The 19,580-nt window shown below is 67.9% G+C and carries 19 protein-coding genes, 3 tRNA genes and 1 other RNA gene; 7 read left to right on the forward strand and 16 right to left on the reverse strand.

The genetic code is table 11. From position 1 onward, the window contains the following. Positions 1–348: 348 nt before the first annotated feature. Positions 349–1,833: a glutamate--tRNA ligase gene (gltX, locus tag DXV50_RS05210; protein WP_117205140.1), complete on the forward strand. Its 1,485-nt coding sequence runs from the start codon at positions 349–351 to the stop codon at positions 1,831–1,833. Positions 1,834–1,894: 61 nt separating this feature from the next. After that, positions 1,895–2,236 carry a cupin domain-containing protein gene (locus DXV50_RS05215; protein ID WP_117205142.1) on the forward strand — a complete coding sequence of 114 codons (342 nt, stop codon included), beginning with the start codon at positions 1,895–1,897 and terminating at the stop codon, positions 2,234–2,236. A gap of 224 nt (positions 2,237–2,460) precedes the next feature. On the opposite strand, the gene DXV50_RS05220 is transcribed toward DXV50_RS05215, so the two are convergent. From DXV50_RS05220 to DXV50_RS05255, 8 genes are all read right to left on the reverse strand, one after another. Next, complete coding sequence (locus DXV50_RS05220; protein ID WP_117205144.1) at positions 2,461–3,003, reverse strand: GyrI-like domain-containing protein; 543 nt, start codon at positions 3,001–3,003, stop codon at positions 2,461–2,463. Positions 3,004–3,011: 8 nt separating this feature from the next. Then, positions 3,012–3,662, reverse strand: coding sequence for a pyroglutamyl-peptidase I (gene pcp, locus DXV50_RS05225; RefSeq protein ID WP_117205146.1), 651 nt, complete (start codon positions 3,660–3,662; stop codon positions 3,012–3,014). Between the two features lie 139 nt (positions 3,663–3,801). After that, positions 3,802–4,761: a DUF979 domain-containing protein gene (locus DXV50_RS05230; RefSeq protein WP_117205148.1), complete on the reverse strand. Its 960-nt coding sequence runs from the start codon at positions 4,759–4,761 to the stop codon at positions 3,802–3,804. Next, positions 4,761–5,468: a 5-oxoproline transporter, DUF969 family subunit gene (locus DXV50_RS05235; protein WP_232817461.1), complete on the reverse strand. Its 708-nt coding sequence runs from the start codon at positions 5,466–5,468 to the stop codon at positions 4,761–4,763. The genes DXV50_RS05230 and DXV50_RS05235 overlap by 1 nt, the downstream gene beginning before the upstream one ends. A 185-nt stretch (positions 5,469–5,653) precedes the next feature. Then, positions 5,654–5,730, reverse strand: a tRNA-Glu gene (locus DXV50_RS05240). Positions 5,731–5,740: 10 nt separating this feature from the next. Then, positions 5,741–5,817 (reverse strand) — tRNA-Glu (locus tag DXV50_RS05245). A 26-nt stretch (positions 5,818–5,843) separates the two neighbouring features. Next, positions 5,844–5,917, reverse strand: a tRNA-Gln gene (locus DXV50_RS05250). A 134-nt stretch (positions 5,918–6,051) separates the two neighbouring features. Then, positions 6,052–7,458, reverse strand: a complete 1,407-nt coding sequence (locus tag DXV50_RS05255; RefSeq protein WP_232817462.1) for a CCA tRNA nucleotidyltransferase — start codon at positions 7,456–7,458, stop codon at positions 6,052–6,054. A gap of 119 nt (positions 7,459–7,577) precedes the next feature. Between DXV50_RS05255 and DXV50_RS05260 the strand changes: the two genes are divergently transcribed. Then, complete coding sequence (locus DXV50_RS05260; protein ID WP_117205150.1) at positions 7,578–8,939, forward strand: C1 family peptidase; 1,362 nt, start codon at positions 7,578–7,580, stop codon at positions 8,937–8,939. A gap of 391 nt (positions 8,940–9,330) precedes the next feature. Here the strand turns inward: DXV50_RS05260 and rnpB are convergent. After that, an RNA gene (gene rnpB / locus DXV50_RS05265) (RNase P RNA component class A) lies at positions 9,331–9,698 on the reverse strand. 113 nt (positions 9,699–9,811) lie between these two features. On the opposite strand from rnpB, the gene DXV50_RS05270 reads away from it, so the two are divergent. The 4 genes from DXV50_RS05270 to DXV50_RS05285 all read left to right on the forward strand — a co-directional run bounded on the left by DXV50_RS05270 (position 9,812) and on the right by DXV50_RS05285 (position 13,790). Beyond that, a complete protein-coding gene (locus tag DXV50_RS05270) occupies positions 9,812–10,333 on the forward strand; it encodes a PTS sugar transporter subunit IIA (protein ID WP_117205152.1) in 522 nt (173 codons plus the stop codon). A gap of 2 nt (positions 10,334–10,335) precedes the next feature. Next, positions 10,336–10,977 (forward strand): IMPACT family protein, encoded by a 642-nt coding sequence (locus tag DXV50_RS05275; RefSeq protein ID WP_117205155.1) that lies wholly within the window; start codon positions 10,336–10,338, stop codon positions 10,975–10,977. A gap of 409 nt (positions 10,978–11,386) precedes the next feature. Then, a complete protein-coding gene (locus tag DXV50_RS05280; RefSeq protein WP_117205156.1) occupies positions 11,387–12,859 on the forward strand; it encodes a putative DNA modification/repair radical SAM protein in 1,473 nt (490 codons plus the stop codon). A gap of 37 nt (positions 12,860–12,896) precedes the next feature. Beyond that, entirely contained in the window at positions 12,897–13,790 is an 894-nt protein-coding gene (locus DXV50_RS05285) for a TIGR03915 family putative DNA repair protein (RefSeq protein ID WP_232817463.1), read from the forward strand. Positions 13,791–13,856: 66 nt separating this feature from the next. On the opposite strand, the gene DXV50_RS05290 is transcribed toward DXV50_RS05285, so the two are convergent. From DXV50_RS05290 to DXV50_RS05320, 7 genes are all read right to left on the reverse strand, one after another. Next, entirely contained in the window at positions 13,857–14,555 is a 699-nt protein-coding gene (locus tag DXV50_RS05290; RefSeq protein ID WP_117205160.1) for a DivIVA domain-containing protein, read from the reverse strand. Between the two features lie 48 nt (positions 14,556–14,603). Further along, complete coding sequence (locus DXV50_RS05295; RefSeq protein WP_117205161.1) at positions 14,604–14,876, reverse strand: YggT family protein; 273 nt, start codon at positions 14,874–14,876, stop codon at positions 14,604–14,606. Between the two features lie 63 nt (positions 14,877–14,939). Continuing rightward, the gene (locus DXV50_RS05300; protein WP_117205163.1) at positions 14,940–15,629 is read right to left on the reverse strand and encodes a cell division protein SepF; all 690 of its coding nucleotides are present in this window, start codon (positions 15,627–15,629) and stop codon (positions 14,940–14,942) included. A 48-nt stretch (positions 15,630–15,677) separates the two neighbouring features. After that, a complete protein-coding gene (locus tag DXV50_RS05305) occupies positions 15,678–16,412 on the reverse strand; it encodes a YggS family pyridoxal phosphate-dependent enzyme (protein ID WP_332871121.1) in 735 nt (244 codons plus the stop codon). Between the two features lie 9 nt (positions 16,413–16,421). Beyond that, on the reverse strand, positions 16,422–17,255 hold the full coding sequence (locus DXV50_RS05310; protein WP_117205165.1) for a polyphenol oxidase family protein: 834 nt from the start codon (positions 17,253–17,255) through the stop codon (positions 16,422–16,424). A 9-nt stretch (positions 17,256–17,264) separates the two neighbouring features. Further along, entirely contained in the window at positions 17,265–18,407 is a 1,143-nt protein-coding gene (ftsZ, locus tag DXV50_RS05315) for a cell division protein FtsZ (RefSeq protein ID WP_117205167.1), read from the reverse strand. 319 nt (positions 18,408–18,726) lie between these two features. Then, complete coding sequence (locus DXV50_RS05320) at positions 18,727–19,578, reverse strand: IS3 family transposase (protein ID WP_198666371.1); 852 nt, start codon at positions 19,576–19,578, stop codon at positions 18,727–18,729. Positions 19,579–19,580: the final 2 nt, after the last annotated feature.

Below are 19,580 nucleotides of genomic sequence, written 5' to 3' on the forward strand. Positions count from 1 at the left end.
GAGAGGGAGGGGCCTTTCCGCTTTGTTGACGTTGCGGGGACGGGGCGCGGCGCCGCCGGCGGCCCGGGCATCGGGGAGGGCCTTTTTGAGGTCGTGAGGGGGTTGAGCCCGGAAATGCGGCCGTTGGCAGGGATGCGTCGGGTATGAGCCGAGAAATGCGGCCGTTGGCAGAGAATCCCTGCCAACGGCCGCACTTCTCGGCTCGTGGTGGGCGTTTTGCTGCCAACGGCCGCACTTCTCGGCTCGTGGCTGACGCGTGGGCGAGAAGGGACGCGGGCGGCGGGTGGTTCTTAGCGCGCTATACTGTTGAACCGTATGAAGATAGGAACCCAACGAGGAGGAGACTCCATGGCAGACAAGCCCGTGCGCGTTCGCTTTGCGCCGTCCCCCACCGGCAAGCTGCACGTCGGCGGCGCCCGCACCGCCATCTACAACTGGGCCTTTGCCCGCGCCAACGGCGGCACGTTCATCCTGCGCATCGATGACACCGACCCCACCCGCTCCACCGACGAGAACACCCAGATCATCCTGCGAGCCATGCGCTGGCTGGGCCTTGACTGGGACGAGGGTCCCGAGGTCGGCGGTGACTTTGGCCCCTACGCCCAGACCGAGCGTCTCGACCTCTACAAGCATGCCGCCCAGCGCCTCTGGGACGAGGGCAAGGCCTACCCCTGCTTCTGCACGCCCGAGAAGCTCGCGGCCGACCGCGCCGCCGCCCAGGAGCGCAAGGACCCCTTCCAGGGCTACCAGCGCACCTGCCGCGACATGGATCCCGCAGAGGCCCAGCGCCGCATCGACGCCGGCGAGCCCTACGTCCTGCGCATCAAGGTGCCCCTCGACCGCGGCGACGTCATCGTCCACGACGCCGTCCACGGCGACGTGACCTTCAACGCCAAGGAGCTCGACGACTTCGTGATCTTCCGCTCCGACGGCACCCCCACCTACAACTTCGCCACCGTGGTGGACGACGCCATGATGGGCATCACCCACGTCATCCGCGGCGACGACCACCTCTCCAACACCCCGCGCCAGGTCATGGTCTACGAGGCCCTGGGCGCCCCCGTGCCCGAGTTCGCCCACATCTCCATGATCCTGGGCGCCGACGGCAAGAAGCTCTCCAAGCGCCACGGCGCCACCAACGTGGAGGAGTACCGCGACGCCGGCTACCTGTCCGACGCCTTCGTCAACTACCTGGCGCTTCTGGGATGGTCGCTCGACGGCGAGACCACCATCGTCCCACGCGACGTCCTGGCCTCCAAGTTCAGCCTGGACCACGTCTCCAAGAACCCGGCCACCTTCGACCCCAAGAAGCTCGACTGGATCCAGGCCGAGTACATCCGCTCCATGACCGACGCGGACTTCGCCGACCAGATCATGGTGCCCGAGCTCCACGAGGCCGGCCTCATCGAGGGCGGCGTCGAGTACGACGAGACCTGGGTCGACGCCCTGGCCGCCATCGTGAAGCCGCGCACCAAGTTCCCCGCCGACGTGGTGAGCGTGGCCACCCCGGTCTTTGCCTGCGCCGAGACCCTGGAGTACGACGAGAAGTCCGTTGCCAAGGGCCTTGCCAAGGAGGGCATGGGCGCCATCCTGGACGTCGCCCGCGAGGCACTTCTCGCCGTGCCGGCCGACGCCTGGACGCCCGAGGCCATCGACGGCGCGCTGGAGCCGCTGCCGGAGGCCCTGGACGCCAAGAAGCGCATCGTCTTCCAGGCCGTTCGCGTGGCCGAGTGCGGCAACATGGTCTCCCCTCCCCTGGGCGAGACCATGGCCCTCATCGGCCGCGATGACTGCCTGGCGCGCCTCGACCGCGCCCGCGCGATGGCCCTGTAGCACTCAACAGCCAAATGATACGAAGGGACTGTCCCTTCGTATCATTTTTTAGGAGGTAACGATGGTCTTTGACTTTGGTTCCGAGGAGTTCGTGGGCATCCCCAACTTCAAGGGCGGCGAGGGTCACTTCGACGCCAAGATGCACGACGACGGCAGGTGCAAGGTCATCCGAGGCCGCATCGAGCCGGGCAGCACCAGCGGCTACCACCTCCATGAGGCAAACTGCGAGGTCATCTACGTGATCTCCGGCCGCGCCTGGTTTGACTACGACGGCGAGCGCGAGTACGCCGAGGCCGGCCAGGCCCACTACTGCCCCATGGGCCACAGCCACGCCATGGGCAACGCCAGCCAGACCGAGCCACTCGAGGTCTTCTGCGTCGTGCCCGAGCACCGCGTGGCCTAGCGCCCGTCGAGAAGGCCGAGGCAACCTGTCAGCGAAAAAGGGCAAGGCCCCCGGTTCCCCAGCAAGTTACGCTTCGCAAAGAACTTGCTTGGGGAACGGGGGCCTTGCCCTTTTTCGCCGCGAGGACGTGCTCGGCCTTCTCGACGGGCGCTCGGGCAAGACGAAGTGCGCGGGAAGCGACGGCTCCGGCTGGGGAGAAGAGAGTGCGGCGCTGCGCGCCGCGTTTAGTGCTGAGGGGTGGGCTCGACCAGAAACATGAGCTCCAGGACCATCTTGGTGGCGCGGCGGAAGCGACGGCGGCGGTAGTGGTAGAGCTCGACGTCGCGGAAGCCCAGCTCGCAGCTGGGACGATAGCCGCTCGTGGGAAGCCAGTCCTCGTAGAAGCGCTTGCGGGCGGTCGCTATGCGCAGCGGCAGGGTGACCTGCGTGCCCACAGGGACCGGCACCACGGCTGCGAGGGCGCCCGCCGGTATGCGGACCGCCTCCAGGCCCTCGACGGCCGCCAGAGCCCGCCTCACGGGCTCCTCGCCGGGCTCCACCTCGTCGCCGGTGAAGTAGCGGAAGCGCCCGTCCTCGCCAGGCTCGTCGCAGATGACGGCCGTGACCACGGGCATGACGCGGCAGGGCACGTCCTCCTTCACCTCGGCCAGGCGCTGGGCCAGCACCGGGGCGTCGGAGAACATGTCCTTCTCGCTGGTCATGACGGAGCGGCCCACGAAGGCTCGGGGCAGGGCGAGCGAGGCGACCTCGATCTTGGCGTCTGCCATGCGCGCGCCTAGTGCTCGCAGCCGGCGGAAGCGGAGACGATGTCCTCGCCCTCGTGCTCCACCATGGCGGCCACCATGGCCGTGAGGCCCTCGGTGATGCGCGCAAGGCTCATGGACGGGGTGCCCGCCTTGAGGTTTGCGGCCTGGGAGTCCAGGTAGGGCACGTGCACGAAGCCGCCTCGCACGCCGGGGTGACGGCGGTCGAGGGCGTAGAGCAGCTCGTAGAGGACCTCGTTGCAGCAGTAGGTGCCGGCGCTGTAGGACACGTTTGCGGGCACGCCCTTCTCCTTGCAGGCGTCCACCATGGCCTGGACGGGCAGGGTGGCAAAGTAGGCGTCCGGGCCATCCTCCTCGAGCTTGGTGGACAAGGGCTGGAAGCCCTCGTTGTCGGGGATGCGGAAGTTTGCGTAGTTGATGCCCACGAACTCCGGGGTGATCTCCGCGCGGCCGCCAGCCTGGCCCACGCACAGGACCATGTCGGGCTTCTCGGCGTCGATGGCGGCCTCCACGGCGGCGGGGCCCTTCTTGTACACCACGGGGATCTCAACGGTGGCGATGTCTGCGCCCGCGATCTGCGCGGGCAGGCGGCGGACGGCCTCGTAGGCCGGGTTGACGGTCTCGCCGCCAAAGGGCATGAAGCCGGTGACCAGGATCTTCATGGGTATGCTCCTCTCATAAGAACGGGGCGCCATCGCACACGGCGACGACGCCCCGCAACGCTTCTGCGTCCATTCTACCCCCGCACGCGCGCCGCAGACCCCGCAAGGCCCGTCTGGCGAGAAGTGCGCGGCGGTCGGCCTACAGGCCGAACAAGATCATGATGACAATCTGCACCACCAGCATGAAGATGGCGATGGGGACCTGCTTCTTGATGACACCGTAGTTGTCCTTCATGTCCAGGATGGCAACCGGGACGATGTTGAAGTTGGCCGCCATGGGCGTCATGAGGGTGCCGCAGTAGCCGCAGGTGAGGGCCAGGCCGCCGATGATGGTGGGGTCGGCGCCCAGGGCCAGCACGAAGGGCGCGCCAATGCCCACGGTCATGACGGTGATGGCTGCGAAGGCGTTGCCCATGATCATGGTGAACAGGGCCATGCCCACGGCGTAGACGATGACGCCCACGATGGCGTTGCCGGACGGGATGATGCCGGAGACCAGCTGGGAGATGACGTCGCCCACGCCGGCGGCGGTGAAGATGGCGCCCAGGCCGGCAAGAAGCGTCGGCAGCATGGAGAGCGGGCCAACCACGTCAAGCATGCGGCGGCAGTCGTCCAGGAAGATCTTGGGGCTGTTCTTGCGGTTGAAGGCAAGCAGCAGCACCGCGCCCACCAGGACGCCGAAGGTCATGCCCACCAGGGAGCTGATCTTGGTGAAGAGGGCGAAGAGCAGAGCGAAGAGGCCGATGCAGATGGCCGGCGCGAAGATCTTCATGCCGATGTGCTCGAAGTTGCCCTGCATCTCCTCGGTGGTGGGGGCGCCCTCCTTGCCCTTGTCGACCTGGCCCGCAATGGCCGGGATGACCATGACGAAGAGAAGGGCGCCGGTCCAGGCGGCCGGAATCCACTTGCCGAAGATGAACAGCACGCCCAGGACGATCCAGAAGACGGCCGAGCCGACGCGCTTCTCGTTGGTGGAGTCCTTGGCGTTGCGCACGCCGGTGTAGACGGAGACGAGGCCAATGAGGATGTACATGACCTCCAGGAGCTTGTTGGAGAGCGTCACGTCGGCGCTCGTGAAGAACTGGATGAAGGCGTCCATTACTTATCACCGTCCATCGAGAGCTGCTCGGAGTGGTAGCGCTTGGTGTCCTTGCGGTCCAGCACCTGGTAGTAGACGATGGCCGCGATGGTGGCGATGATGGCCGGCGCCACGGCGACGGAGGCCAGGCCGATGAGCTCCACGTGGTAGCCCAGGGGCTCCAGGGTGTTCTGGACGAGAAGCGCGCCCGCGCCGCCGACGAAGAGCATCTGGCCGAAGAACCAGGTGATGTTCTCCATGCCCGCGGCCATGCCCTTGATGTTCTCGAGCTGCTCGGAGGCGATCTTCTTGCCGTCGGACTCAACGGCCGCCTGCGCCATGGGCATGACGACCGGGCGCACGAAGCCGGCGACGCCGCCGAACCCCACGTTGAACGCGGCAAAGACTACGCGGAACACGCCGTAGGCGGCCAGCACCATGCCGGCGGTGGCGCCCTTGAACTTGTTCATGAGCGCGGCGGCGGCCTGCTTGAGGCCGTTTCGCTCGAGCGTGCCCGTGATCACGAAGGTCATGATAAACACGCACATGCTGCGGTTGGAGACAAAGCTCGAGCCCATGGTCTCAAGGAACGAGACCGGGTCCATGCCCGCCACCAGGGCGGTGGCCACGGCGGCCACCATGATTACGAGGATGGAGTCAAGCTTGCAGGCAAAGCCAACGACCACGATGACGATGCCGAGCAGCTTGAGGAGCTCCATGGGATCCATAGGTCCTCCTCTGGTCGAAAATTACAGACCTATAGACCCTACACAAAATGTGGCTCCAAGTGCGGCGGCAAGGCGCAAATGGCCCGAATCCGGAGCCGCCTTGCACCTTTTGCCGCCCACGCGGCGCGCTTCTTGCCGGCGCAACAAAAAAGGCAGGCCGCCGTAGCAGCCTGCCTTGCAATTCATGGTAGCCCGTACCAGATTCGAACTGGTGATCTCCGCCTTGAGAGGGCGGCGTCCTAAACCGCTAGACGAACGGGCCATATCGCATTTGGTAGCCCGTACCAGATTCGAACTGGTGATCTCCGCCTTGAGAGGGCGGCGTCCTAAACCGCTAGACGAACGGGCCACATATGCGATTCTCAAAGTAGCAAATGGCTGGGACTGAGAGAGTCGAACTCCCGTTGACGGAACCAGAATCCGCTGTCCTACCACTAGACGAAGTCCCAATTGCTTGCCACTTCTTTGCGCCTCTCAGCGAGAAATTACTATACGGAAGACCCCTCAGGATTGCAAGCACTTTTCCCGAAATAATTTTGGGCAAGGCAAAAAAGAGGCGTTTGCGCAGGTAGGAAGGCGCTTCCTACTCCCCCATCCTCAGCTCGGCGAGAAGCTCCTCTCGCCCATGGCCGAGCTCGCCGGCAAGGACGGCTGCCAGAAGCGCGTCCAGGACCAGGCCCACGCCGGGCCCGGGTTCAAGGCCGCGCTCGCGGATGACGTCACCGCCGCCGACGGGCAGCTCGCGCACCGTAAGCGGGCAGCCGGCGGCTACCTCGGCGCGCACGCGGGCGGCCATGGCGTCCAGCTCCACGGCGTAGCCGCGGCAGGCCGGGGCCTTGGCCAGGGCGTCGGCCCGCTTGAGGTCCACCAGCGCAAACGCGAGGGCGCGGCCGCAGCCCGGGCAGGCGGCCTCCAGGAGCGACATCATCCTGCGGCAGGAGGCGGCCACGGGACGCACCGGCAGGTCGTGCAGGCGGATGAGCGCCTGGGCCTCCCGCGTCACGGACTTGGGCAGCGCCAGGCGGCCCATGACGCGACCCGCCACGCGCGCCCCCTCCTCCGGGTGCCCGAAGAAGTGGCCGCGGCCGGACGCGTCCAGGCTGAAGCAGGCGGGCTTCGCCACGTCGTGCAGGAGCGCCGCCCACCTCAGGGCCTGGCCCGGGCGTCCGCCGCAGGCGCACTCCACGCCCGCGCAGACCCGCGCCGTGTGCTCGGCCACGTCGTAGGCGTGGTAGGGGCTCCTCTGGTCGAAGCCCGCCATGGGGGCAAGCTCGGGCACTGCGGCGGCCATGACGGCAAACTCGTGGCGCAGCGCCCACGCCACGCGTCCAGAGGCCAGGATGCCATCCAGCTCGGCGCCCACGCGCTCGCGGGCAATGCCGTCGAGCTCCCCCGCGCAGTCCACGAGGGCCTCCTGCGTGGCGAGCTCGATGGAGAAGCCCAGGCGGCAGGCAAACCTCACGGCGCGCAGCACCCGCAGCGCGTCCTCCTCGAAGCGCCGCCGGGGCTCGCCCACCGCGCGGATGACGCCCAGCGAGAGATCCCTCTCGCCGCCGAAGGGGTCAAGCAGGCCGCGGCGCGGGTGGTAGGCCATGGCGTTGACGGTGAAGTCACGGCGGGCCAGGTCTTGCCGGACGTCGGTCACAAAGCGGACCTCGTCCGGGTGGCGGCGGTCTGAGTAGGCGCCCTCCACGCGGTAGGTGGTGGTCTCCACCGGAAGCCCGTCCACCACGGCGGTCACGGTGCCGTGGGCCACGCCCGTCTGGTGCACCTCAATGCCCGCCGCGCGCAGCACGCGCTCGGTCTCCTCCCAGGGAGAGGAGCAGGTCACGTCCACGTCGTGGCCGGGCCGGCCCATGAGAGCGTCGCGAACCCAGCCGCCCACGACCCAGGCCTCGTGGCCCGCGGCCTCCAGGGCGTCCACCACGCGCATGGCGTAGGACGGCACCTCGGGCATCTCTCGGTTGGGCTGCGCGGTCTCTACCTGCACGCTCTTCTCCCCTGCTGGCTCCTTCGGACGCGACGCGCCAAGTCTAGCACGCAGGGCACGGGCGGCCGGCGGTGCTATGCTCAAGCCGTCAGCCAACCGCAAGAGAGCGAGGAGAATCAATGGAGAAGAACGTGCAGGCAGTGACCTCCGAGGACCTGGCGGCCGCGAGCGAGGCCTTCCGCGCCGAGAGGGCAAACCTCGTGGCCAAGAACGCCGTGAGCAGCAAGGGCATACGCGCCGCGGCCCGCGTGCCGGAGGCCGTGGCCAAAAGCGCCCTGGGCTTTGACGTGGAGGTCCCCCAGGGAGACCGCTGCGACCAGAAGCGCTCCGGCCGCTGCTGGATGTTCGCCAGCCTGAACACCATGCGCTTCCGCACCATCAAGAAGTACAACCTCAAGACCTTCGAGCTCTCGCAGGCCTATCCCCTGTTCTGGGACAAGGTCGAGAAGAGCAACTGGTTCCTGGGCAACGTGATCGACACCCTGGAGGAGCCCGTCGACGGCCGCCTGGTGAGCTTCCTGCTCACCGACCCCATCGGCGACGGAGGCCAGTGGGACATGTTCAAGAGCCTGGTCAAGAAGTACGGCGTCTGCCCCAAGGAGGCCATGCCCGAGACCGCCTGCTCGCGCAACACTCGCGAGATGGACTCCTACCTCACGCGCTACCTGCGCGGATGCGCCTGCCGCCTGCGCCGCGCCCACGAGGCCGGCGTCGGCGCCGACGACCTTGCCTCAATGCGCCGCGAGATGATGGGCGAGGTCTACCAGCTCCTGGCCACCTGTCTGGGCGAGCCGCCCGCGAGCTTTGAGGTGCGCCTGCGCGACAAGGACGACAAGCTGGCGCTTGCCGGCACCTTCACGCCGCAGGAGTTCTTCGCCGAGGCCGTGGGCATGGAACTCGACGACTACGTGAGCCTGATCAGCGCGCCGACGGCCGACAAGCCCTTCGGCCACGCCTACACCGTGAGCCGCCTGGGCAACGTCGAGGAGGACGGCGGCGTCCGCTACCTCAACCTGCCCGTCTCCGAGCTCAAGCGCTGCGCCATGGAGCAGCTGGCCGACGGCCTGCCCGTGTGGTTTGGCTGCGACGTGGCCCAGTCCTACCTAAGCGACGAGGGCATCATGGACACAGCGGCCCTCGACGTGGATGCGCTCTTTGGCTTCCCGGTGGAGGGCTGCATGGACCGCGCCGAGCGCCTGGAGTTCGGCGAGTCCCTCATGACGCACGCCATGGTCCTGGAGGGCGTGCGCCTAGGCACGGACGGCGCGCCCGAGCTCTGGAAGGTGGAGAACAGCTGGGGCAAGGACCACGGTCGCAACGGATTTGACACCATCAGCGACGCGTGGTTCGACGAGTACGTCTACCAGGTCGTGGTTGACAAGAGGTACCTCACCGACGAGGAGCGCCACGTCTTTGAGACCGAGGAGGCCCGCGTACTCGCTCCCTGGGACCCCATGGGCTCCCTCGCCCGCACGCGCTAGGTGGGGTGACAAAGGGACAGTCCCTTTGTCAACTCTCGGCATCACCGGGGCCCGGACGGCTGCGTCCGGGCCCTTTTTGCGGCCATTTTCCGAGGGGTCGCAAGACCGACCACGCCCATCCGTCAGCGGCGGCGACAAAAGCCCGGTTGACGCTCGACCGAGGACACGAATGGGCATGGCGCGCTCAACGCCTGCGCCTCCAGACAAGCCAGACAAGGAGCCCGACGATCGCCAAGGGCGCAAGAACGACCAGCTCGGCGGGCAGAAGACCCCGATACGCACTCATGACAGCCACCCCTCGTCGGAACGCTCTTGTCGAGAAAAGCGTACCACGCCGGCAAAAAAGAGCGCCCCGGCTCGTGCGTGAGCCGGGGCGCTTCCGTCCAAAGAGGTGCGAGGCGGGCCTGTAAGCCGGGTTCTGTCTGGGGCGGCCATTTATCTACTGCGGACGTCGCCGTCCGCCTCTAGCGCGCAACCCGAGCACAGTGCGGGCCACACCATGGTGCTCCTATTTGCGTTTGCTCCGGATGGGGCTTGCCAAGCCGCCGTGTTGCCACGACGCTGGTGGTCTCTTACACCACCGTTTCAGCTTTTCCCTTTGCGTGCGGCGAACCGCCCGCAGGTGGGAGTCTTCTTTTCTGCGGCGCTTTCCGTCGGGTTACCCCGCCTGGCTGTTAGCCAGCATCCTGCCCTGTGGAGCCCGGACTTTCCTCATGGCGCACGATCGCTCGCACGCCCCGCGGTCGCCTGGCCCACCTCGCAAGGGGGAATTCTAGCACGCCCGCGTCCGCGACGCGACTCGTTTGGTTACAATACGGAGAAGTACGCAATCTCTGCGGATGGCAAGTGTCATTCCGTGAAAGGCAGCAAACTTGGGTCTGTTCGATAGGTTTTCTCCGGCGGGCGCCGCTCGCCCGGACTCCGTGGCTGCCAGCCAGGCGCCCGACACCATCTGCGCCCCGCTCACCGGCTCGCTCGTCCAGCTCAAGGACGTGGCGGACCCGGTCTTCTCGCAGGGCATGCTCGGTCCCGGCCTGGGAATCTCCGGCGAGGGGGACGTGGCCTATGCGCCCGTCTCGGGCACCGTCATCGCAACCACCTCCACCAGCCACGCCATCGCCCTCAAGGCGGACGACGGCGCGGAGGTCCTTCTCCACGTGGGAGTGGACACCGTGGCCCTGCGTGGCCGCGGCTTCAAGACCCTGGTCAAGCAGGGAGACCACGTGAGCGCCGGAGACCCGCTCATCCTCTTTGACCGCGCCCTCATCCGCGAGCGCGGCCTGGACGACACCGTCATCGTCACCGTGACCAACGCCGACGAGATGGGCGGGGTCTCCCCCGTCGAGGGAGCCGACGTCACCGCCGGGGACGCGCTTCTCACCACCGCGTGCTAGGCATGGGCGCCGCAAGCTACCACACCCTTGCCGCGGGCGTCGAGGTCACGGGCGAGTTCGAGGACCGCCGCAGCCGCTTCATAGCCCAGCTCGTCCACGTGGGCAGCGAGGCGGAGGCCGAGGCCCACATAGCCGCCGTGCGCGCCCGCCACCACGACGCGCGCCACAACGTGCCCGCCTGGATTCTGGCCGACGGCCGCGAGCGCTGCTCCGATGACGGCGAGCCCAGCCGCACCTCCGGCATGCCCACCCTGGACGTCCTCAAGGGCGCCGGGCTGGCGGACGTCTGCTGCGTGGTCACGCGCTACTTTGGCGGTACCCTGCTGGGGCCGGGAGGGCTCGTCCGCGCCTACACCGCCGCCACGCAGGCCGCCGTGGAGGCCGCCGAGCGCCAGGGGGCCATCGTGGAGATGACCCTGGTCACGCCCGTGACGGCGCAGGTGCCCTACGCGCTCTACGACCGCTGCGCACGCCTGGTCTCAGACGCCGGCGGCAAGGTGGCGGACTCCCTCTTTGCCGAGGACGTGCAGCTCACGTGCCTCTTCCACGCCGGCGACGAGCAGCGCTTCATCGACGCCATGCGCGAGCTCGCCTGCGGAGAGGACCTCTGCCGCGCCGGCGAACCCTCCTTCAGGGAGTTCTAGCCGGAAGGGGCGGCTGGCTGCCGGTCCACGTTGCCTACCGAAAAAACGGTACCAATTTTTTCGAACAGCCAGCAAACACCCAGTTGGCGAGAAGCCCTTCCCCCCACCCCGGGCGTTGCCTACCGATTTTTCGGTAGGCAACGCGTGCCTCTCCCAAAGGCATCCAGAACCGCATGGCACGGCCTGAGGTTGTTCGGTCGGCTTCCATCTCGGAGGAGAAGAAACATCTGCAGAGAAGGGCGGACCCACCCCATCTCAGGGGGCTTCGTTCAGCTCCCCCTGAGATGGGGTGGGTCCGCCCGTCGCCCTCGGGAGGTCCTTCTCGGCTGATTGAAACTGACCGAACAAATGTCCGCCGTCTGTGCTATAGTTCCCTCACTTGAAACACCCGTTCGTGATTGGGGGGCTCGTGGACGCGTTGGAGAAGCTGGAGATCCTGGCCGAGGCGGCCCGCTTTGACGCCGCATGCACCTCCTCGGGCTCGGACCGCGGGCCGCGGGCCGGCAGCCTGGGCGCCACCAAGGCTGCCGGCTGCTGCCACACGTTCACCCCGGACGGCCGCTGCGTCACCCTGCTCAAGGTCCTCATGTCAAACGCCTGCAGCTATGACTGCGCCTATTGCGTGAACCGCAGCTCGGCGAGCTGCCGGCGCGCCACCTTCGCCCCACGTGAGCTGGCCGAGCTCACCGTCGACTTCTACAAGCGCAACTACATAGAGGGGCTCTTCCTCTCGTCCGGGGTGCTGGGCACACCGGACGCCACCTCGGAGCGCATGGTCAGCTGCCTGCGCACCTTAAGGGAAGAGCTCCGTTTCAACGGCTACGTGCACTCCAAGGTCATCCCCGGCACCTCGCCGGAGCTGGTGGACGAGCTCGGCCGCCTCTCGGACCGGCTCTCCGTCAACTTGGAGCTCCCCAGCGAGCGCTCCCTGGGCACGCTCTGCCCAAACAAGACAAAGTCGCAGGTAATGACCCCCATGGAGCAGATCTTCAAGACCCGGGTCCAAGAGGAGGAGCACCTGCTCGCGCACGGTGGCAGGCGGCTCGGAGGCCCGGCGAGAAGGGCACTGGGCGCAGGCCCCGCCGTCACGGGCATCCAGACGTCGGCCACGGCGTCCCCGGCCGGGCCGTCAGACGCCCTCGCCCGCACCGAGGCCGCCCTCTCGCGGGGCGCGGGCACCTCTCCCCTGCTGACCAACGGGGCGTGCCTCACCACCATGCCGCACTCGCGCGTGGCCAGCCGCCGTCGCCGGTTTGCCCCGGCCGGGCAGTCCACGCAGATCATCGTGGGGGCAAGCCCCGAGGACGACAACCACATCCTCAAGCTCTCGAGCGCCCTCTACCGGCGCTTTGGCCTCAAGCGCGTGTTCTTCTCGGCGTACGTGCCCATGATGGAGGACGCGCACCTGCCGGACCTCCAGACGCCCGTGCCGCTGCGCCGGGAGCACCGCCTCTACCAGGCGGACTGGCTCATGCGCTACTACGGCTTTGCGGCAGACGAGCTCGTCACGCCAGAGACGCCCTGGCTAGACCTGGACGTGGACCCAAAGACCGCGTGGGCGCTGGCCCACATCGAGCAGTTTCCAGTGGAGGTCATGGACGCCAGCCTGGAGCGGCTGCTGCGCGTGCCGGGGCTGGGGCCGGTGGGAGCCCGGCGCATCGTTGCGGCACGCTCGCGCGGGCGCCTGGACTTCGATGACCTCAAGGCCATGCACGTCACCCTCGGCCGCGCCCGGCACTTCATCACGTGCTGCGGGAAGAGGGACGCCAAGAGCCCACTCGACGCGGAGCTCATCAGAAGGAAGGTGGTGGGGGATGCCCAGGAGGCCACGTACAACAGGCGGCGCAGAGAGCTTGAGGGCAGGCAGCTCAGGCTCTTCTGAGGCCATCTCAGGCCAGAAAGACACCACGGCGGTGACGGTGGCCACGCAAGCCCTCAAAGAGGCCCTGGAAGCCTCCGAGGGCGTCCTTCTGCCCTGCGAGCCAAGCCCCGAGGGGATGCTTGCCGCCGTGGGGATGACCTACCTCGCGCGCGTGGGCAGGACCGACCGCGTGAGGCTCGCTCGCGCCGACGCCTGCCAGCCCATGCTCGGCGAGGTCACGTGCGCGGCGCCTCCCGCCGCGGACGCCTCGGCCGTCGCGCTGGCGCGTCGGGTCCTCGCGGGCGTCAGGCGCTCCACGGGGGCGGAGGCCGCGCGCCGCATAGTCCTCGCCTGCGCGGCGGACGGCGCCGACGCGCCAGAGGCGGTGCGCCGCTACGTCCGGACCTGCTTTGCCTGCGGCCGCGCCCTGCCCCCCACCGACCCGAGCGTCCTTGCCCTAGACGACCTCGCTCGCACCGTCACCAACGAGGTCGAGAAGACCCGCCAGTTCGTGCGCTTCTCCCACGTAGCGGACGGCTCGTGGATGGCGGTCTTCAGGCCGGCGGCAAACACGGTGCCCCTGGTGGCCACCCACTTTGCGGAGCGCATGGGCACCGAGCGCTTCTGCCTGCTCGACCCCACGCGCGGCGTGGCGGCCCTGCACGAGGCGGGCGAGCGCCGCTGCCAGGTGGTGGGGGTGGACGCCCAGCTGGCCTCTCGGATAGATCGGGAGCTGCGCCTTGCCTCGGACGAACCCTACGTGCGCGCCCTCTGGAAGCGCCTCTACGACGGCCTTGCTCTTAAGGGGCGCAGCCCCTACGAGCGCGGCTACGACCTCAGGACCCACTGGATGCCCAAGCGGCTCTGGGAGGGACTCGTGGAGCTGGACCCGCGCTCGGCAGACCCAGGCACCCACGTGCCCGCCCGCTACGCCGGCCGCCAGTCCGCCTAACGGGACGAAAAAGGCCCCGGGGCCAGGGCCTCGGGGCCGGAAGCGCGCGTCAGCGAGAAACCCGGGCTAGTCCAGGTCGCCAAAGTCGCCGAGCGGAGAGACGTCGCTCGCGGGGGCGGCCACGGGAGCCGCGGGGGCAACGGGAGCCGGGACGGCGTCGTTGTGCGTGGTGCCGGCGGAGCCGTTGGGGGCAGACAGGGCGACAAAGCCGGCGGCGGGCATGACGGCCTCGGCATCGTCCATGAAGTGCTGCAGGAGCTTCTTGTACTCGCCGCGGAAGTCCTCGCGGGACTGCTTCAGGCGGTCGATCTCGTCGAGCTCGTTCTGCTTCTCGGCCAGGGCCTGGCGGATGACCTCGCGGGCCTTCTGGTCGGCCTCGTTGCGGATGCGCTCGGCGTTGTCGCGGGCCTCGGCCACGAGCTTATCGGCGCTCTGCTGGGCGACGATGAGCACCTGGGAGATCTGGCGCTCGGAGACGGAAAGGTCGACGGCAGGAGCGGGAGCGGGCGTCGGGGCGACGACGGGAGCGGGGGCGGCCAGCTGCGTGGCGCCGGCGTTCTCCTCCAGGCTCGCGATCTGGGCGTTGGCGGCGGCGAGCTGCTGCTCGGTGTTGTTTAGGCGGCCCTTGAGGTCAGCGATCTTCTGGAGCATGGCGTCGACCTCGGAAGAGATCTGCTCGAGGAAGGCGTCGACCTCCTCGGTGTCATAGCCGTGCTTGGAGGGAGAGAAGGTCTGCTGCTCGATGTCTGCTGGTGTGATTGCCATTCTGGTTCCCTTTCGGATCGATGAACGCGGGGGTACCGCGTTCCAACACTACAAAATGATAGACAAAACCACTCGCTCGATGATGCCGAGCGCGAATATCGCCAGAATCGGCGAAAAGTCCACCCCGCCAAGCGCGGGCATCAGGCGCCTGAAGAAGCCGAGGTAGGGCTCCACGAGCGTGCCCAACGCGTCCCTGAAGGTGTCGATGCCGCCATGACCGATGCCGCGCGGCACCCAGCTCATGATGCACCAGACCACGATCATGAACTCGTAGACGTTGAAGAGCCTTGCGATGAGGTTTGCGAGTGCGTAGATGCTCATGGGGCGGGAGGTACCTTTCGTTTGCGGGTCAGTGGCGCGACGGGCGTCGCCGGGGCTTCTCGCCTAGCGGACGAGGTCACCGTCGGCAACGAGCTTGTCGATGTCGGCGCGGGACAGCTGGATGCCAGCGGGCGTCACCGCGAAGACGCGGTCACCGAGCTCGGTGATGTCGCCGTCGAGGCCGTAGGACAGGCCGAAGCAGAAGTCCAGGATGCGCTTGGCAACCTCGATGTTGGTGTTGCGGAAGACGATGACCACGGGCTGGTTGGTCTTGACGCGGCGCACCACGGTCTGGACGTCGTCGTAGGAGACGGGGCGCAGCACGTAGGGCGGCAGCTGGCCGGAGTTGACGCGGGCCACCGGCGTGAGGCCGATGTCGCCGGGCGTGGCTGACGTGGCGCCGCCCAGCGCGGGCTCGTAGCTCGTGGGGTGGTAGGCGGGCTCGACCGGCTGGAAGCTACGGGTCTGCGCCGCGGGCTCGTAGGGGGCCACGGGAGCGGGGGCCGCCGCGGAGGAGCCCACGGGGCGGCCGGAACGCGTGTAGACGCTGACGCTCTCGGCCTCGGGGCGTGGGGTGTTGCCCAGCAGGCGCGGGGCGCTGCCCGGCGTGGAGGTACGGGACTCGCGACGCGTCGCGGGCGCGGGCTCGTCGTAGCCCTGGTCGCCCTCGTAGCCGTCGTAGTAGTCGTCCTCGTAGTAGTCGTCGTCCGCCTCGCCGCGGAACCGGTCACGAATGGAGTCAAGGAAGCCCATGGTTCTCTCACTTTCTCGCGGCGCCGACGCACGGCGCATTCGCGGTTGCTAGCTGATGGGGTACGCGGGGTCGAAGGCGACCCTGCCGAGCCTGACGAGGGTGGAGCCCTCCTCGATGGCGATCTCGAAGTCGTCGCTCATGCCGCAGGACAGCACGGGCAGCGCAAGGCCCGTGCGGCCTCGCAGCTCGCCGGCAAGCTCGCGAAGGCCCGAGAAGGTCCTGCGCGCGCAGTCCGGGTCCGCCTTGGGCGCCATGGTCATGAGGCCGCGCACGCGGATGCCGGGGCAGGCCAGGACGTCGTCCACGCAGGCGCGCAGCCCGTCAGGCGAGAAGCCCGACTTGGATGCCTCGCCCGAGACGTTGACCTCGAGCAGGACGTCGCTCGCGGCGCCATGGCGCTCGGAGCGCTCCGACACCTGGCGGGCGAGCTCCGCGGAGCTGATGGAGTGGATGAGGCCGACCTTGCCGACCACCTGGTTGATCTTGTTCTTCTGGAGGTTACCGATGAGGTCGAAGGCGGCGCCCGTCATCTCGGGGGTCTGCTCCACAAAGGCGAGCTTGCGGGTGAGCTCCTGCGGGCGGTTCTCGGCAAAGCGGCGCCAGCCGGCGCGCCAGGCAGCCAGAAGCTCGCCGGTGCCCACCGTCTTGGAGACGGCCACGGGGCTCACCTCGGAGACGTCCCTGCCGGCACGCGCGCAGGCGGCCTCGATGCGGGCCACGATCTGCGCCCGCCGCGCGGCGGAGAAGTCCGCGTATGTCTGGTCAAAGGTATCGCTCATCATTCAGCCTCCTCATCCGAGCGGCGCCGGCCGCCAGGCCTCGCGCGCGTCCGAGCCGAGCACGGCCAGGGCGGCGTGCCTGCCGCACCGGCCCTCCTCGGCGCGATACGAGAAGAACCTACCCACGTTGGAGGCGGTGGAGTCGTCGCACGAGGCGATTGAACCCTCCGGGACGCCCGTCTCCACGAGCGCCGCGCGCACCGCGAGCCCGAGGTCGAGGTGCCTCTCCCCCGCGTCCACCGCGGGGCCGAACTCCCCCACGAAGCGCTCCATGAGCTCGGAGGAGACCTCGTAGTCCCCCGCGCAGATGTGCGGTCCCACGTAGGCGCGCAGCTCCTCGGCGGCGCAGCCCTTCTCGTCCATGAGGGCGCGGACCGCCTTGGCGGCTATGCGGGTGATGGTGCCGCGCCAGCCAGAGTGCGCGACGGCAAAGCCGCCCGGCGCGCACACCACGACGGGCACGCAGTCCGCAAAGCACAGCAGGACGGGCACGTGCGGCACCGTGCAGACCACGGCGTCGGCCCCCTCGCGGGCCTCGCGCCTTCTGGCGAGAAGCTCCTCGGGCTCGGCGGAGGTCACGCGGACCACGTGGTCCCCGTGGACCTGGTGGGGCGCCACCAGGGAGTCGGCCCACGCCTCGGCGCCGATGGCCGCAAGGGCCAACCGGCGATTCTCCGCGACGCAGGACGGCTCGTCGCCGCAGGCATCGCCGAGGTTCAGCGACGCGAAGCGGCCCTCAGAGACGCCGCCCGTGCGCTCGGTAAAGGCAAAGGTGACCCCGCCCGGGACGGCTCCGTCCGCGAGCAGGGTCAGCCTTCCAGCCTGGTATCTGTCCAGGGCCGTCATCTCAGCCTTCTAGATGCGGCTGCGCTTGAGGAAGTCGGGGATGTCGAACTCCTTGTCGTTGTTGGACGAGGAGGTCTGCGGGCGGCTCACGTTGATGGGAGCCGGGGCGGGCTGCGGCGCTACGGGGCGCGCGGGAGCGGCGGCGGGGCGGGCGACCGGCATGGTCATGGACGGCAGCGTCTGCTGGACGTTGCTGTCATTGAAGCCGGTGGCGATGACGGTCACGCGCACCTGGTCGCCCAGGGACTCGTCCACGACGGTGCCGAAGATGATGTTGGCCTCGGGGTCGACGTTCTTGGCCACCAGGTCGGCGGCGTCGTTGATCTCCTGGATGCCCAGGTCCTTGTTGCCGGCGATGGAGAGAAGGACGCGCGTGGCGCCGTCGATGGAGCTCTCCAGCAGGCGGGAGGAGATGGCCTCGGAGGCCGCGTCGGTGGCGCGGTTGTCGCCGGAGGCGGTGCCGATGCCCATCATGGCCGTGCCGGCGCCCTTCATGATGGTGCAGACGTCGGCGAAGTCGAGGTTGATGAGGCCCGGGACGGTGATGAGGTCGGTGATACCCTGGGTGCCCTGGCACAGCACGTCGTCGGCCATGCGGAAGGCCTCGAGCATGGTGGTCTTCTTCTCGGAGAGGTCGAGCAGGCGGTCGTTGGGGATGACGATGAGCGTGTCGACGTTCTCGGAGAGGGCGGCGATGCCGTCGGTGGCGGACTTGAAGCGCTTGCGGCCCTCGAAGGTGAACGGTTTGGTGACGACGCCCACGGTCAGGGCACCCACGTCGTTCTTGGCGATGTCGGCGACCACGGGAGCGGCGCCGGTGCCGGTGCCGCCGCCCTCGCCGGCGGTGATGAAGACCATGTCGGAGCCGGCCAGGGCGGCCTTGATCTCGTCGCGGGAGTCCTCGGCGGCCTCCTTGCCGACCTCGGGGTTGGCGCCGGCGCCGAGGCCCTTGGTGATGTCGGTGCCGATGTGGACCTTGATGTCTGCGTCGGAGATGGCGAGCGCCTGGGCGTCCGTGTTCACGGCGACGAACTCGACACCGCGGATGCCCTCCTCGATCATGCGGTTCACGGCGTTGGTGCCGCCGCCGCCCACGCCCACGACCTTGATGACCGCGAGGTAGTTGCTGAGGGTGTCGGTGTCCTTAATCATCGTTTCCTCCTCGATCGGCTGGCGCACGGGGCACCGCCTTTGCCCTACACTTTCCGACCCGTCTTGCGGGCCATGAAACTTCTTTCTTAGCGCCCCGCAATAGTGCTGGTAGAAACCCTAAACCTCAAGTTTAGACCGAGCCTTCTTGCAAAGCGTCGTATGTTTGCACAAACGCGACCTTCTCGTCAAATGATTTGTGCGAAAGGTGAAAAGCGCAGGTCCGGGCAGTACCAGACCCTGGCCCAACCCTCAAGGGGAGCAGAAAGCTCCCCCATCCTCAATGAACTGCACCCCAAAACTTGGACGGCTTAAATAAGAACTACGCCGCAAGGGACTGTCTCCGGAACTCCTCCGGGGTCAGTCCCTTCAGTTTAACCTGGCGCCTCCTCGTGTTCCAATGGACCACGAAGTCGTCGAGGTCCGCCTTGAAGGACTCGAAGTCCGGCCACGTCCTTCCACGGAAGAACTCGTCCTTGATGTGGCCGAACACCTGCTCCGTCGCGCCGTTGTCGATGCAGTTGCCCTTCCGGGACATGCTCTGCACCACGCCGGCCTCCTCCAACCGCCTGCACCAACCGGCCTGCTGGTACTGCCAGCCCATGTCCGAGTGCAGGATCGGCCTGGAGCCCTTGGGCTTCTTGGACACGAGCTGGTCGAGCAGCTCGTGCTGCTGAGCCATGTTGGGGTGCAGCGACGTGGACCAGGCGACGATCTCCTTGCTGCCGAAGTCGTAGACCGGCGCGAAGTAGGCCTTGCCCCAGGGCTGCTTGAACTCGGTGACGTCGGTGCCCATCTTTTCCCACGGCCCGTCGGCGGCGAAGTCCCTGCCGATGACGTTCTCGAAGGTCTTTCCGACCTTGCCCCTGTACGAGTTGTACCTGTGGTAGTCGGTCTCGCGGCGGATCCCGCAGCTGATGCCCATCTCGCGCATCATCTTCAGCGTCGTCTTGTAGGCTATGCGCACGCCCTGCTCGGCGCGCAGGCACATGGCGATCTGCCTGTGGCCGCACCCGTTGGCGGTGCGCGAGAATATCTCGGCGGCGGCCTCCCAGAGCTCGGGCCTGGTGGGAGCCTTCGGGTGCGACAGCGCGTAGTAGTAGCTGGACCGGGCCATGCCGGCGCACTCCAGCAGGCGCCCCAGCCCGTGCCCCTCTTCGCGCAGGACCCTCACGG

It is taken from the genome of Paratractidigestivibacter faecalis (genome assembly GCF_003416765.1).
Taxonomy (GTDB): Bacteria; Actinomycetota; Coriobacteriia; order Coriobacteriales; family Atopobiaceae; genus Paratractidigestivibacter; species Paratractidigestivibacter faecalis.